The following is a 13814-nucleotide window of genomic DNA, read 5'->3' as shown; positions in this document are numbered from 1 at the left end:
GAACAAGGCTAACAAAAAACGTTGTAAACACTTACAAACACTGGGTTTATATATCATTTAGCACTGTAAAAAACGTTACAAATGTTAAAAACTTAACTATAAGTAAATAATCCTAATTAACATTATTTTACAATTAAAACTCGTGTGAAACAATCTCTAATTGAGACTATTAAAAAGAAAGTATTTTTTGTCTTGGTTATATACAAACGATATTTACCAGAATTAATTTCTATTAAAAAAAGCTGTTATCTAAAGACAACAGCTTTTATCTAATTTTAATTATAATTCCTCTGGTCCTGTAAGACACATCATTGCTTGATGCCCCTTCATATATTTTCCTCCTACAATTGTGCCACCACGTTGTTGAGCAAATTCTACGGCACATTCATAACCTTGTACATATACTTCCCAACCATCCGCAAGTCTAACTAAATAAGCATAAACAAGTCCTGCATTAGGGTCTTGATCTAACGATAAATGAGTACTAGACTTTATCGTAAACAAAGCATTAACATCTGAGGCTAATGCACTTCCTGAAAATGTAGCAAAGGCAATTACTACGAAAAATAATTTCTTCATAATTTATTATGTTTTAATTGGTTATATAAACATAATAAAAAAATATGACAATTAAACTACCATAATAAAAGATATAGTTAGTATCCTAAAATCAATCTAAATTCCTAATTCTTATTCTCCAACATGGGTACGAACTTAAAGTCTCCATGTTCGTATTTTTCAAACTGTTTTTCGTTGATACGGATCAACTCTGTCATGATTTGTTTCTCCTCACCAATAGGAATGATCAGCCTACCTCCTACTTTTATTTGTCCTAATAAAGCTTGCGGGATAAAAGGAGCACCTGCTGTCACAATAATAGAATCAAAAGGAGCATAATTAGGTAATCCCTTATACCCATCACCAAAAGTAGTAAGCTTAGGTCTGATCCCTAACTTTGGCAATAACGCTGAAGTCTTCTTATACAATTCGTTTTGTCTCTCGATACTGTACACTCTAGCTCCCATAGCTACTAGTACAGCAGTCTGATATCCACTACCCGTACCGATTTCTAAGATTTTATCTTCTTTTTTGACTTGAAGTAGCTGAGATTGAAAAGCTACAGTATAAGGTTGCGAAATAGTCTGGCCTGCTCCGATAGGAAAAGCCTTATCTTGGTATGCAAAATCCTCGAAACTTGAATCTAAGAATAAATGACGTGGTACCCTCTTGATAGCATCTAAAACATTGGTATCAACAATCCCTTTTTGCTTAAGTACTTCAACCAACTGGTTTCTAAGACCTTGATGTTTTGCAGAATCTTTCACTATTAAATTATTATTTCCCACAAAATAACTAATATTTTCTAACAAAAGCAATCCGTATAAGCCCTGAGAATATAATTGAACAAAACTTTAAGCAGGTTTATTGAAAGTTTAGATAAATAAATTATATTTTTGTTTTCAAAATATAGTTTTATGCTTAAAGTTGGAGTATTGGGAGCAGGCCACCTAGGTAAAATTCACCTACGCTTGCTTAACCAATCTGAAAAATATGAACTAGTAGGATTTTACGATCCTTTTAAAGAGAATGCTGAAAAAGTAGCAGCAGAATTTGGCTATAGAAAATTTGACACTATAGAGGAATTAATTCAGGCAGTAGATGTAGTAGATATCGTTACTCCTACCCTTTCTCACTTTGACTGTGCTAAACAAGCTATCGAAGCTGGTAAGCATGTGTTCTTAGAAAAACCGATTACAACGACTATTGAAGAAGCTGAAGCAATCATCGCATTAGCTGCTAAATATAATGTACTAGGACAAGTAGGTCACGTAGAGCGTTTTAACCCAGCGTTTATCGCAGTACGTCCAAAGATAGAAAACCCTATGTTTATCGAGACTCACCGCCTAGCTGAGTTTAATCCTAGAGGAACAGATGTACCTGTAGTATTAGACTTAATGATCCACGATCTAGATGCTATCTTAAGTGTGGTTAAATCTCCTGTAAAGCATGTAAGCGCTAGTGGCGTAGCTGTACTAAGCGAATCTCCAGATATCTCTAATGCTCGTGTAGAGTTTGAGAACGGATGTGTGGCTAATATCACTGCTAGCCGTATCTCTATGAAGAATATGCGTAAATCGCGCTTCTTCCAACGCGATGCTTATATCTCTGTGGATTACTTAGAGAAGACGTGTGAAGTAGTGAAGATGAAAGAAGCTCCTGAAGTACCAGGTGACTTTGACCTAATCCTTCAAAATGCTGAAGGAGTTAAAAAACAAATTTATTACGACAATCCTGAAGTATTAGCGAATAATGCTATCTTAGACGAGTTAGAGACATTCCATGACGCGATAGTGAATAAAACTACGCCTATCGTGACGCTAGATGATGGTACTAAAGCACTGCGCTTAGCTTACCAAATCATCGAGGCAATGGAGAAAAAATAAATTAACATCAAAAAATATAAATTAACCATTATGAAAAAAATTGCTGTTATCGGAGCTGGAACGATGGGAAATGGTATTGCACATACATTTGCTCAAAAAGGTTTTACAGTTCTTTTAATTGATATATCAGAAGCTGCTATCGAAAGAGGAATGACTACGATTATTAAGAATTTAGATCGTATGATCGCGAAAGGAAGCATCACTGAAGCGGACAAAAAAGCAACTATCGAAAACATCGTTACCTATACTGATATTAAAGATGGTGTAGCGAATGCTGATTTAGTAGTAGAAGCTGCTACTGAGAATGTAGAGTTAAAACTAAATATCTTTAAACAACTGAGCGAAGTATGTGATGAGAATGTAATCTTAGCATCGAATACTTCTTCTATCTCTATTACAAAAATCGCTTCTGTGGTGAAAAACCCTGAGCGCGTAATCGGTATGCACTTTATGAACCCTGTGCCTATCATGAAGTTAGTAGAAATCATCAGAGGATACAACACGAGTGATGAAGTGACTAAAGCAATCATGGATATGTCTAAAGCTTTAGATAAAGTTCCAACAGAGGTAAATGACTACCCTGGATTCGTAGCGAACCGTATCTTAATGCCGATGATTAATGAAGCTATCGAAACATTATACAACGGTGTAGCTGGTGTAGAAGAAATCGATACTGTGATGAAGTTAGGTATGGCTCACCCTATGGGACCATTACAACTAGCTGACTTTATCGGATTAGATGTATGTCTTTCTATCCTTAACGTAATGTATGACGGATTTAAAAACCCTAAATATGCTCCATGTCCACTATTAGTAAATATGGTAATGGCTGGTAAATTAGGAGTTAAATCTGGAGAAGGATTCTACGACTATAGCGAAAGCAAAAAAGCTGAGAAAGTAGCGAAAATGTTCGCTTAACCCTCCAGTGTTATTGTAAACTAGTAAATACTAATAAAAGACAACCAAACTAAACTTTGGTTGTCTTTGATATTTTTGAAACCATACTTATAATGGCTAAAATAATTCCTTTTAAAGGCTTGCGCCCTACCCGAGATAAAGTAAGCTTAGTAAGCTGTAGATCATTCGAAGACTACAATGCTGTTGAGATTGCTTATCTTTTAGACTACAACCCCTTCTCTTTTTTGCACGTATTAAACCCTGCTTATGTAAACCCTTCAAAAGTAACGTATGATAAACGTTATAAAATGGTTGCAGCGAAGTTAAACGACTTTAAGAAAGAAGGTATTCTGATTACAGAAGATAAACCGATTTATTATCTGTATCAGATCAGCACAAAAAGTTGGAGTTTTACAGGGATAGTGGCAGGAACTTCTATAGATGACTACCAAAGTAATGTGATCAAAAAACATGAAGACACCTTAGAGTTTCGCGTAAGATTATTTAAGGAATACTTATATCACAGTAAGTTCAATACTGAACCTGTACTGATGATGTATCCTGATCAGGAGGATATAGAAAAGTGGATTATCACAAAGAAACATGAGAAACCCCTGTATGACTTTAGTACTGTAACTAGAGAAAGACATACGATCTGGAAGATAGATGAGGATACCGATATCAAGTGGTTAACAGAACAATTTGCAGATATTAAAGAACTGTATATCGCAGATGGACATCACCGTTTTGCTTCTGCAGAACTGTTACAAGCAGAACATTCTAACGGAACTCCTGCTCATAACAATACAGTGATGACGTATTTAATCGCTGAAAACAATATTAAAATCTATGAGTTTAATCGTATTATACACGATTTAAACAATTATACTAAAGAAGAGTTCCTAAACCTTCTAAAAGAGAAGTTTCACGTTGTCAATAAAGAACAACAACTTTGGAAACCTACTAAGAAGATGGAATTCGGAATGTACTTAGACGGTGACTTCTATGCCTTAACGCTAAAAGACATCAAACAAACAGACTGCATCTTACAACAATTAGATGCGCAAATACTATACGATGAAGTACTACATCCTATATTAGGATTAGATGACTTGAGAAATGATGCTCGTATAGACTATGTTCCTGGTAATGAATCTATCGTTACAATCAAAGAACTAGTAGATGATGGTGAATACGAAGTAGGATTTATGCTTTATCCTACAAATGTAAGTGAGATCAAACAAGTGGCAGATAACGACCTTATCATGCCTCCAAAAAGCACATATATAGAGCCTAAGTTTATGAATGGTCTCTTTATATACGAAATTTAAAAAAAGATAAAAATTATGTCTATTACAGAGAATTTAAAACACGTTAAGAACACATTACCTGCTCATGTTACCCTTGTTGCTGTTTCTAAAACGAAACCCAATGAGGATATTGTAGAAGCTTATGAGGCAGGACAACGTGTATTCGGTGAGAATAAGATTCAGGAAATGACTGATAAATATGAAGCTCTTCCTAAAGATATTAAGTGGCACATGATTGGACATGTACAGCGCAATAAAGTGAAGTATATGGCACCCTTTGTCTCTCTGATTCACGGAGTGGATAGCTTTAGACTCTTAGAAGAGATAAATAAACAAGCGAAACGAAATAACCGTGTTATAGAATGTTTATTACAGATGTTCATCGCAGAAGAAGATACAAAGTTCGGCTTAGATGAGGCAGAATTACTAGAAATTCTTTCAAGTGAGGAATTTGCTGGACTTAAGAATATTAAAGTAGTTGGACTTATGGGTATGGCTACTTTTACCGATAATCAAACGCAAGTAAAGAAAGAATTTACACAACTAAGTAATATATTTGCAATGTGTAAAGAGAAATACGGCACGAAGGATAACCTTGACCTAAACATTGTCTCTATGGGGATGAGTAACGATTATCCACTAGCGATAGAATGTGGAAGTACGATGGTTAGAATAGGTAGTAATATCTTCGGTAGTCGTAATTATTAATTTATTAAAAAGACAAGTTGTACGCAGTTTTAGATATAGAAACAACTGGTGGGCAGTTTAATGAAGAAGGAATCACCGAAATTGCTATATATCGATTTGATGGTAATCAGATCGTAGATCAGTTTATTAGTTTAGTTAATCCAGAGATGGAAATACAACCTTTCGTAGTGAAACTTACGGGAATCAATAATGCTATGCTACGGCTAGCTCCGAAGTTCTACGAGATAGCTAAGCGCATCATAGAAATAACGGACAACTGCGTCATCGTAGCTCATAATGCTGAATTTGATTATCGAGTACTGCGCAACGAGTTTAAAAGACTAGGTTATGAATACAGTCGCAATACACTGTGTACAGTAGAATTATCACAGAAGTTACTTCCTGATATGCCTTCTTATAGCTTAGGTAAACTAGTGCGATCACTTGGTATTCCTATCGCAGATAGACATCGCGCTAATGGAGATGCTATGGCCACAGAAAAGCTATTCGAATTACTTCTATCAAAAGATAAAGAAAAGACTATCTTAACCTCTATGATTAAGTCAGATATCAAGACTGGGATTAATCCTAAGTTTATGGATATCGTAGACACTTTGCCTTCTACTGTAGGTATTTATTATATCTTGGACAAAGAAGGTAATATTATCTTCATCGGTAAGAGTAAGAATATTAGAAAGAAAGTCTTACAGCACTTTACGAGTAATTCGACTATATTCAAGAAAATACAACAAGAAACCTATACTGTCACTTTCGAAAAAACAGGTACTGAACTCATCGCGCTTCTAAAAGAGGCTGAAGAGATCAATACAAATAAACCAAAGTACAACAAGGTCAGTAAGAAAAGTGTATTCCCCTACTCTATTTATTTAAAGACTAATCTAGAGGAATACTTATACCTATCTATCGAAAAGACAGATGGTAGAAAGAGAAATCTAATGGCGTTTACATCGCCTAATGAAGCTAGAAAATTCTTACATAAGATATTCCAAGGTCAACAAGAGTTACCTTATGTAGAGTTTATATATGAGAAAAAATCAACTAAAATAACAGCTGATAACTTCTTTATCAACTTTACCTCGACAAGAGAAGAGTTCAATGCTAATATACTTGAACTATTTAAGCCTTATGATATAGACAAAGACCATGTTCTAATCTTAGACAAAGGCCGTAAAGTAGATGAGAAAAGTGCTGTCGCTTTAGAAAAAGGGAAGCTAAACGGATATTGCTTCTATAACTTAAACCACCAAATCAACGCCCCAGAACGAATAGCAGCCAATTTAACGCCAATTTTGTTTAATAGAAACAACAGAAATATCATTCTTAATTATCTAAATAAGAAGATCGGTTACAAATTAATTCACTACTAAAAACAGTTTTTGTGAGACGCAGATTAAAAAACAAATGGGATATCCTACAGCAGAAGATTTACATCATTATTTATGGTTCAAATACTTTTGCAGGTAAATTATTTGATATTGCACTACTAGCGGTTATTCTGATGAGTGTACTTCTAGTGATGCTTGAATCGATAGAGAGCTATGATATGAAGCACCACACAGGTCTAGTAGTCTGTGAGTGGATTATCACTGTGTTTTTTACCATAGAGTATATCCTTAGGATTCTTTGTAATAAAAAACCGCTTAAGTACATCTTTAGTTTTTATGGAATAGTAGATCTTATCTCTATCCTACCGATGTATTTATCGTTCTTTATTCCTGGTTCTAGAGCACTTACTGTTGTAAGAGCACTGCGTTTACTACGTTTATTTGGTATCTTAAACCTTGTTCCATACATTGGACAACAGTCACACTTAAAGCTAGCTCTTAAGTCTAGTAGAACGAAAATTATTGTATTCGTATACTTTGTGCTTGTGATGTCGATCTTATTAGGTGCGCTAATGTATGTAATCGAGAGTAAAGAAAGTGGCTTTACGAGTATACCTAGAAGTATCTATTGGTGTATCGTAACGCTTACTACAGTGGGATATGGAGATATCGCTCCACAGACCCCACTAGGTCAAATGATAGCATCTTTTATCATGATTATGGGTTACGGTATTATCGCCGTTCCTACAGGTATCGTGACAGCAGAGTTCTCTAATATTAAACGCAACAGATTAGATGCGAAGAGAAGAAGAAACTGCTCTACATGTACTACTACAATCTATGATGATGATGCAAATTACTGCTATAATTGCGGTCAAAAATTAGGAGATGTCTACGAAAAATAACAATTATCTTATTGTTGTCATTGGGCCTACAGCGATTGGAAAAACAGCTTTAGGAATCAAACTTGCACAACATTTTAATACCAATATAATATCATGTGATAGCCGCCAATTCTATAAGGAAATGGCAATAGGCACAGCTGTACCTTCTAAGGAAGAACTAGCTGCTGCTCCACATCACTTTATTCAGAATATCAGCATTCACGATACTTACTCTGTAGGAGATTTCGAAAGAGAGGCATTGGCTAAACTAGATGAGCTCTTTACAGATAATCCTGTACAGGTTATGGTAGGTGGATCAGGACTCTTTGTCAATGCGATCCTCAACGGGCTTGATGACTTCCCTGATGTAGAACCAAGTGTCAGAGAACAATTAAATCAAGACTTAGCAGAAAAAGGCCTTCCTTATTTGCAAAATATGCTAAAGGAATTGGATCCTATTCACTATGAAAAAGTAGCGATAGACAATCCTCAAAGAGTAACTCGAGCATTAGAGATCTGTATCGGTACTGGTAAACCCTACTCTAGTTTCTTAAATATAAAACAACACGCTCGCAACTTCACTCCTATCGTGATAGGTCTAGAAGCTGATAGAGAGAAGATGTATGAGCGCATTAATAAACGTGTGGATATCATGCTAGATAATGGCCTTCTAAAGGAAGCTCAAGATTTATATCCGTATCGCGATAACAATGCGTTACAAACCGTTGGCTATCGAGAATTATTTGCGTACTTTGACAACGAATTCACATTAGAGTTTGCTATTGAGGAAATCAAAAAGAATACACGCCGCTTTGCTAAGCGTCAGATTACTTGGTTTAAACGTACTCCTGATGTTATGTGGTTTGACTACCTTACGAATGCTGATAAGATTACTCAGGCTATAGAGAATGTTATAGCTGAATAAGAGACAGAAAACTGGAAACAGGGAACGGGGAACTGAAAACAGAGAACGAGGAACTGGAAACAGAGAACGGGGAACTGGAGACAGAGAACGGGGAACTGAAAATAGAGAACTGGAAACAGGAAACAGAGAACTGGAAACAGGAAACAGAGAACGAGGAACTGGAAACAGAGAACGGGGAACTGAAAACAGAGAACAGGGAACTGAAAACAGAGAACGAGGAACGGGGAACTGGAAATAGAGAACTGGAAACAGGAAACAGAGAACGGGGAACTGAAAACAGAGAACGGGGAACTGAAAACAGGGAACGGGGAACGGGAAACAGAGAACGGGGAACGGGAAACAGAGAACGGGGAACTGAAAACAGAGAACAACGATTTCACAAATTCACAGTTTCACAAATTTACAGTTTCACAAAAAAACAACAGCACAAAAAACAAAAAAACCATGCCTATATCACCCAACTTTACATCTATATTTACACAGAGCTTTGATATTGATTACTTTGATTGCGATATCAATGCTCAGTTAAAAACAGTAGATTTATGTAAGATGATACAGATGGCTTCTTCTAATCATGCAGTCTTAGGAGGGATAAGCTTTTGGGATTTGCAAGAAGCAAACCAATCATGGGTAGTCTATAAATTTAGAGTAGAAATAGACAAAATGCCTAAGTGGCAAGACCGCATTGAGGTATCTACTTGGATAGAGACATTAGATGGTATTCGTTCTGTGCGTAACTTTGAGGTACACTGTAACGGAGAGCTTGTCGCAAGTGCTAGCTCGATGTGGGTGATTATGAATACAGTAAGACGTCGTCCTGAGATGATGGCTATCCCTCACGACCACTTTACTAAACACAAGGACAAGAAAAGTATCCAAAGTGAGTTCACTACTTTTCAGAAGAAACCTGAGACAACGCATTTAATCACAGATAAGGTAAGATACTCTGATCTAGACATGGTTAATCATGTGACTAATATCAAATACTTAGAATGGGTTATTAATGCCTTAAAAGCATCTGAAACAGCCCCTAATGACATCTCAGTAGTTGATATGCACTTTAATAAAGAACTTCGTTTTAATCAAGAGTATTCTATAGAGCAATGTGTTGCTAATAACAACCACTTTGTGATCAAATCTAATGAAGGAGACCTCAACTTCCAATGTGTAATAGAATAGTTAAAAGGGAACAGGGAGTCGCTTCGCTTGGGAACAGGGAACAGACTTATTATCATAAATAACAAAGGCTAATACATCTCGATGTATTAGCCTTTGTTTTATTATTTAGTTCTTAATAATATTATCGCAAAATCAGTTCAGAGAATTTAGATGCTCCTGTTCTAAGAATATCAGCAGTTACTTCTTCTAGTTGATTTGAATTAATCAATCGATATAGTTCATTTTCTTGGTTACTTAATGTATCATATAATTCTAGATACTTCTCATCAATACCTTTATACTGATCTATAACTAGATAATGCTTATTCTGTTCAGGATATTCTACTAATTGCTTAGAAAAATCATTTAATCTAAAGTTTAAGCTTTCTAATTCAGATATATCTTTCTGAATAGTATCTATTGTTCTATTCGAATTAATATCAATACACTTTACACTATAAATAGATCCATTTCCTCCTATCCCATTTAATTTATAATCAAAAAACAAGGAAGGAATTACCTTCTTTTCAATCTTATAATCAATATCTATGATGTCTTCTAGAGGTTCTCTAAAGTGACTATTAATACGATTATAAAACACCTCATCTTTTTTGTTACTCTTAGTACTTGTCCTCAAGTCACCTATATATTTCTCATAGAATTTACTAAAGAAAGCTGCATCTATATTCATATTTAATTCAACTGGTTTGTCAAATTGAATTATTCCGTTATTATAAACTGCTAAACGATCTAAGTACTTCTTTAAAATATTAGTATTCTCTTCAATAAATAAATCTTCCTTAGCATTTAGTTCCAAAACTTCACTAATCTTCTTTATATTGAAATTTAATAGTTTACTCTTATTGTCATAGAATCTAGTAATAAAACTAATCTTTGATTCAGAAAACTTATAAAACACATTATTGGTTGAAGAAACCGCTATTAGTCCAATAACAATATTCTCCCTAGACAAGGAGTTATTAAAGTATCTAATTAAACTGTAATACGATTTCATTTTAATAGTTTGTTTAATATGTTGGAAATTCTAGTATTTCGTTCTTGATTACTAAGTATCTCTATTATTTTAAGCTTACCTGCCTTACTCAGTCCTACTTTTGACGGAAGGCTATCTAACACCTCTGGCAAGACCACTAGTGTTGTGTTAATTTTTTCAATAATTCTACTATTGAATTTTGAAAGTACTTCATTCTCAGCAAAATTACAAATCTTTTTGGTGAATTTTGAAGCAATTAACATATTTACAAGACTGACATCCATTACATTAATTTTCAACCCTTTATAGTTAGTTTGATTACCAAAAAGTTGTGTATGATCAATAGCAACAAAGTCTATTTTTCCTTGATCCTCAACTAATAAAAGGTTCGGGTTATTGATTCTACGATCTCTATTAGCTAACCAGACATCACAAAAGGCTATATCCAAAAATTTATAAGGATCTAAGTATTGATTAAAATCATTCTTATTAGATAGAACTAAGTTGTGGTAATCTAATTCTGTCTGACTATTAATCTCTTTAGAACCTATAACAAACAGCTCTTCGATATCAAACTGACTATATTTAGATATCATATTATTGGTGATCAAATATTCTTGAAGTAACCTATTCTCAATTTTTATTATCTTTATTTCTGGTACTTTTATACCCCAAATCTTATAAACCTGATTCCCTATCAATTCATTAATAATATCTTCTAATGGAGGATGAATCTTAAAAATAGTTTTTGCATAATAGATATCAGCATCAGTGCCTAATATTTTAATAGGAATACTATTCGTTTCTAATATCTCGAGAATCTGTATAGCGCCAATTACCTCCATATCCATTCAGTATTTATTTCGTTTTATTAGCCTTATTTATAACACTTAATACACCGCTTATATGTAAATTTAACCTATAAAACAGATACTTACCAAAAAAAATAGATGTATATATTATATTTTTTAAAGAATGCCTCTTTACAATCAACTATTTATACAATATAAACACATTCTTAAAACACTTTTAAATTACAACTAGGCAAAATAAACTACCTTTACCCCCTAATTAATCTACAATGTCTACACACAAGGTAATTAAAGCCAAACAATTTGATCAAGATGTACCTATTGAATTCTTTATGCTAGAAGACAATAGTCATCTATTCAACTTTGATTACCACTATCAATGTAACTTCTATCAGATCTACTGGTTTACCCAAACCAAGGAGACAACACAGAAAGTTGACTTTGAGTCCTACCCTATCTCTGATGATCAGATATGGGTCATCTATCCTGGGCAAATGCACAATATTAATCCCGATGGGGTAAAGGGATATTTTATTTCTGTCAATAAGGATTTCTTTAACCGCATTCTCGCCAAAGAATTTAACGAGCACAAGTTTAGATTTAATCCTCCCTTATGGTTTGAATTATCAGAAGATAAAAAAGATGTCTTTAAAGCGATCATGTTTTTATTCCAACAAGAATGGGATACACAGAAACGAACTTATATACTAGAGAAATACCTCAATATCTATATTTCCCATATTCAAGGCTTAAAAGAGCTCTCACAAGACAATCCACTTATAGATACTAGAGTACTAAAATTATTAGAGCTGGTGGAAGAAAACTATACTGTACACCACCCTACTGCTTTCTATGCTGATAAAATAGCGTTATCCGTAAAGCGAATGAATGAACTGGTAGTAAAGGCTACTGACTACACACTTAATCAACATATTCACAACAGAATACTTCTAGAAGCAAAGAGACTAATAGGATATTCTGACTTGAATATCCAAGAGATTTCAGCCGAATTAGGTTTTAGTGAGGCCAACTATTTCAATCGCTTCTTTAAAAAAAGTACAGGTTTAGCTCCATTAGCTTTTAGAGAAAATGTGAAAAAAGTCCAATAAGAGTACTTGTTTTGCCAAGGTCTAAGTGAATCAACAGGTTTACTTTTGCCCCATCAAAATATCAATATGAATAAGTTAACAAAAGCTCAGTTTATAGTCGTGATTATTTTATCATTACTATCTGCTATCGAACCTTTTAGTATAGATCTGTATTTACCTGGTTTTTTAAAAATCTCACAGACCTTTAATACAGATCTAAAAAATGTACAGTTATCCCTTTCTTTCTTTTTAGGAGGATTTGCTGCAGGACAGCTATTTTGGGGAATTATCTCTGATCGCTATGGTCGTAAACTTCCGACTATTGCCTCTTTAATTATCTTTATCCTTGCATCAGTAGCTTGTATCTATGCAGAAACCATAGAACAGTTCTGGGCAGCTCGATTCTTTCAAGCTTTTGCAGGATGTGCAGGAGTAGTTATCGCTCGTGCTGTAGTAAACGAGTACTACTCTGCTGACCAGAGTATGAATGTATTCTCTCTACTAGCTATCATAGCAGGAGTAGCACCTATCGTAGGTCCTATCGCTGGTAACTTTCTGATCAGTCACTTTGTATGGCAATCTACTTTCGTTACCTTAGTGATATTAGGTATCATCTGTCTATTAGCTGTTATCATTTTCTTGCCAGAAACGCGCATTGTCACTGAAAAAAAAGATGTTAACCTTATGGCAGACTTTAAAGAAATAGTACGAAATAAAGTTTTTGTCAAATATACATTGATTGGAAGTTTAACCTATAGTATTTTAATGATCTACCTAGCTAATGCTCCTTACCTTATCATGGAATATGGAGGAATGTCTTCAGATATGTTTAGTGGTATATTTGCTTTTAATGCCATCGGTTTAATCCTTGGTGCATGGCTAGCAAACTCTGTATTCTCTCGCTGGTGGACGGTAGAACAAGTCGTAAAATACACCGTGTATTTCGGTATTGCTTGGACAGTAGTCTTCTTAGTTATGTGTGTGTTAAAAGAACCTATTGAAGCCTTATTAATTCCGTTGTTCTTCATTGTACTAACCCTAGGAGTACTATTCCCTACAACTACTAAATTAGCCTTAGCACCATTCACTACTAATAGTGGATCTGCGTCAGCTCTACTAGGTACTTTACAACTATTATTTACCTTTATCATATCAGCCGTGACTAACTTAATCCCTGCTGACATCATGACCTTGACGGCTTATTCTTTACTTGCATGTCATCTGCTATATCTAGGATGTTATCTGATTAAAGAGAAACAAGCTGAATAA

At 34.6% G+C, this 13814-nt stretch carries 14 protein-coding genes; 10 read left to right on the top strand and 4 right to left on the bottom strand.

Annotated elements, in window-relative coordinates; genetic code table 11:
* Nucleotides 1-279 precede the first annotated feature (279 nt).
* Together MODO_RS05075 and MODO_RS05070 are read right to left on the bottom strand one after the other, a co-directional pair.
* Nucleotides 280-579, bottom strand: coding sequence for a hypothetical protein (locus MODO_RS05075; protein ID WP_006259984.1), 300 nt, complete (start codon nt 577-579; stop codon nt 280-282).
* A gap of 104 nt (nt 580-683) precedes the next feature.
* Nucleotides 684-1325: a protein-L-isoaspartate(D-aspartate) O-methyltransferase gene (locus MODO_RS05070; RefSeq protein ID WP_025124812.1), complete on the bottom strand. Its 642-nt coding sequence runs from the start codon at nt 1323-1325 to the stop codon at nt 684-686.
* Nucleotides 1326-1475: 150 nt separating this feature from the next.
* Here MODO_RS05070 and MODO_RS05065 point away from each other — a divergent pair, with 150 nt between their 5' ends.
* The 8 genes from MODO_RS05065 (at nt 1476) to MODO_RS05030 (ending at nt 9672) form a co-directional block, all read left to right on the top strand.
* Nucleotides 1476-2444, top strand: coding sequence for a Gfo/Idh/MocA family protein (locus MODO_RS05065; RefSeq protein ID WP_006259982.1), 969 nt, complete (start codon nt 1476-1478; stop codon nt 2442-2444).
* Nucleotides 2445-2474: 30 nt separating this feature from the next.
* Nucleotides 2475-3362 carry a 3-hydroxyacyl-CoA dehydrogenase family protein gene (locus MODO_RS05060; protein ID WP_006259981.1) on the top strand — a complete coding sequence of 296 codons (888 nt, stop codon included), beginning with the start codon at nt 2475-2477 and terminating at the stop codon, nt 3360-3362.
* 92 nt (nt 3363-3454) lie between these two features.
* Nucleotides 3455-4672, top strand: a complete 1218-nt coding sequence (locus MODO_RS05055; RefSeq protein ID WP_006259980.1) for a DUF1015 domain-containing protein — start codon at nt 3455-3457, stop codon at nt 4670-4672.
* Nucleotides 4673-4687: 15 nt separating this feature from the next.
* Nucleotides 4688-5359, top strand: a complete 672-nt coding sequence (locus tag MODO_RS05050) for a YggS family pyridoxal phosphate-dependent enzyme (protein ID WP_059050845.1) — start codon at nt 4688-4690, stop codon at nt 5357-5359.
* 17 nt (nt 5360-5376) lie between these two features.
* Entirely contained in the window at nt 5377-6726 is a 1350-nt protein-coding gene (locus tag MODO_RS05045; protein ID WP_059050843.1) for an exonuclease domain-containing protein, read from the top strand.
* An 11-nt stretch (nt 6727-6737) separates the two neighbouring features.
* Complete coding sequence (locus MODO_RS05040; protein WP_006259977.1) at nt 6738-7589, top strand: ion transporter; 852 nt, start codon at nt 6738-6740, stop codon at nt 7587-7589.
* Nucleotides 7573-8493: a tRNA (adenosine(37)-N6)-dimethylallyltransferase MiaA gene (gene miaA / locus MODO_RS05035; RefSeq protein WP_059050842.1), complete on the top strand. Its 921-nt coding sequence runs from the start codon at nt 7573-7575 to the stop codon at nt 8491-8493. The genes MODO_RS05040 and miaA overlap by 17 nt, the downstream gene beginning before the upstream one ends.
* Nucleotides 8494-8937: 444 nt before the next feature.
* On the top strand, nt 8938-9672 hold the full coding sequence (locus tag MODO_RS05030; RefSeq protein WP_059050839.1) for an acyl-[acyl-carrier-protein] thioesterase: 735 nt from the start codon (nt 8938-8940) through the stop codon (nt 9670-9672).
* Between the two features lie 121 nt (nt 9673-9793).
* On the opposite strand, the gene MODO_RS05025 is transcribed toward MODO_RS05030, so the two are convergent.
* Both MODO_RS05025 and MODO_RS05020 read right to left on the bottom strand, forming a co-directional pair.
* Nucleotides 9794-10666 (bottom strand): hypothetical protein, encoded by an 873-nt coding sequence (locus tag MODO_RS05025; protein WP_059050838.1) that lies wholly within the window; start codon nt 10664-10666, stop codon nt 9794-9796.
* The gene (locus tag MODO_RS05020) at nt 10663-11490 is read right to left on the bottom strand and encodes a HipA family kinase (protein ID WP_039329733.1); all 828 of its coding nucleotides are present in this window, start codon (nt 11488-11490) and stop codon (nt 10663-10665) included. Before MODO_RS05020 ends, MODO_RS05025 begins: the two co-directional genes overlap by 4 nt.
* 236 nt (nt 11491-11726) lie before the next feature.
* Here MODO_RS05020 and MODO_RS05015 point away from each other — a divergent pair, with 236 nt between their 5' ends.
* Both MODO_RS05015 and MODO_RS05010 read left to right on the top strand, forming a co-directional pair.
* On the top strand, nt 11727-12566 hold the full coding sequence (locus MODO_RS05015) for an AraC family transcriptional regulator (protein WP_059050836.1): 840 nt from the start codon (nt 11727-11729) through the stop codon (nt 12564-12566).
* Nucleotides 12567-12632: 66 nt separating this feature from the next.
* Entirely contained in the window at nt 12633-13814 is a 1182-nt protein-coding gene (locus MODO_RS05010) for a multidrug effflux MFS transporter (protein WP_059050834.1), read from the top strand.

The sequence above is a fragment of the Myroides odoratimimus genome, from assembly GCF_001485415.1.
Taxonomy (GTDB): domain Bacteria; phylum Bacteroidota; class Bacteroidia; order Flavobacteriales; family Flavobacteriaceae; genus Flavobacterium; species Flavobacterium odoratimimum.
The sequence above is the reverse complement of the archived record's forward strand: the minus strand, read 5'-3'. Positions and strand labels throughout refer to the sequence as shown.

What these genes read in the sequence shown, in the direction of transcription:
- MODO_RS05075 (WP_006259984.1), bottom strand. Translation starts at nt 579, where the DNA reads ATGAAGAAATTATTTTTCGTAGTAATTGCCTTTGCTACATTTTCAGGA.
- MODO_RS05065 (WP_006259982.1), top strand. Translation starts at nt 1,476, where the DNA reads ATGCTTAAAGTTGGAGTATTGGGAGCAGGCCACCTAGGTAAAATTCAC.
- MODO_RS05060 (WP_006259981.1), top strand. Translation starts at nt 2,475, where the DNA reads ATGAAAAAAATTGCTGTTATCGGAGCTGGAACGATGGGAAATGGTATT.
- MODO_RS05055 (WP_006259980.1), top strand. Translation starts at nt 3,455, where the DNA reads ATGGCTAAAATAATTCCTTTTAAAGGCTTGCGCCCTACCCGAGATAAA.
- MODO_RS05050 (WP_059050845.1), top strand. Translation starts at nt 4,688, where the DNA reads ATGTCTATTACAGAGAATTTAAAACACGTTAAGAACACATTACCTGCT.
- miaA (WP_059050842.1), top strand. Translation starts at nt 7,573, where the DNA reads ATGTCTACGAAAAATAACAATTATCTTATTGTTGTCATTGGGCCTACA.
- MODO_RS05030 (WP_059050839.1), top strand. Translation starts at nt 8,938, where the DNA reads ATGCCTATATCACCCAACTTTACATCTATATTTACACAGAGCTTTGAT.
- MODO_RS05025 (WP_059050838.1), bottom strand. Translation starts at nt 10,666, where the DNA reads ATGAAATCGTATTACAGTTTAATTAGATACTTTAATAACTCCTTGTCT.
- MODO_RS05020 (WP_039329733.1), bottom strand. Translation starts at nt 11,490, where the DNA reads ATGGAGGTAATTGGCGCTATACAGATTCTCGAGATATTAGAAACGAAT.
- MODO_RS05015 (WP_059050836.1), top strand. Translation starts at nt 11,727, where the DNA reads ATGTCTACACACAAGGTAATTAAAGCCAAACAATTTGATCAAGATGTA.
- MODO_RS05010 (WP_059050834.1), top strand. Translation starts at nt 12,633, where the DNA reads ATGAATAAGTTAACAAAAGCTCAGTTTATAGTCGTGATTATTTTATCA.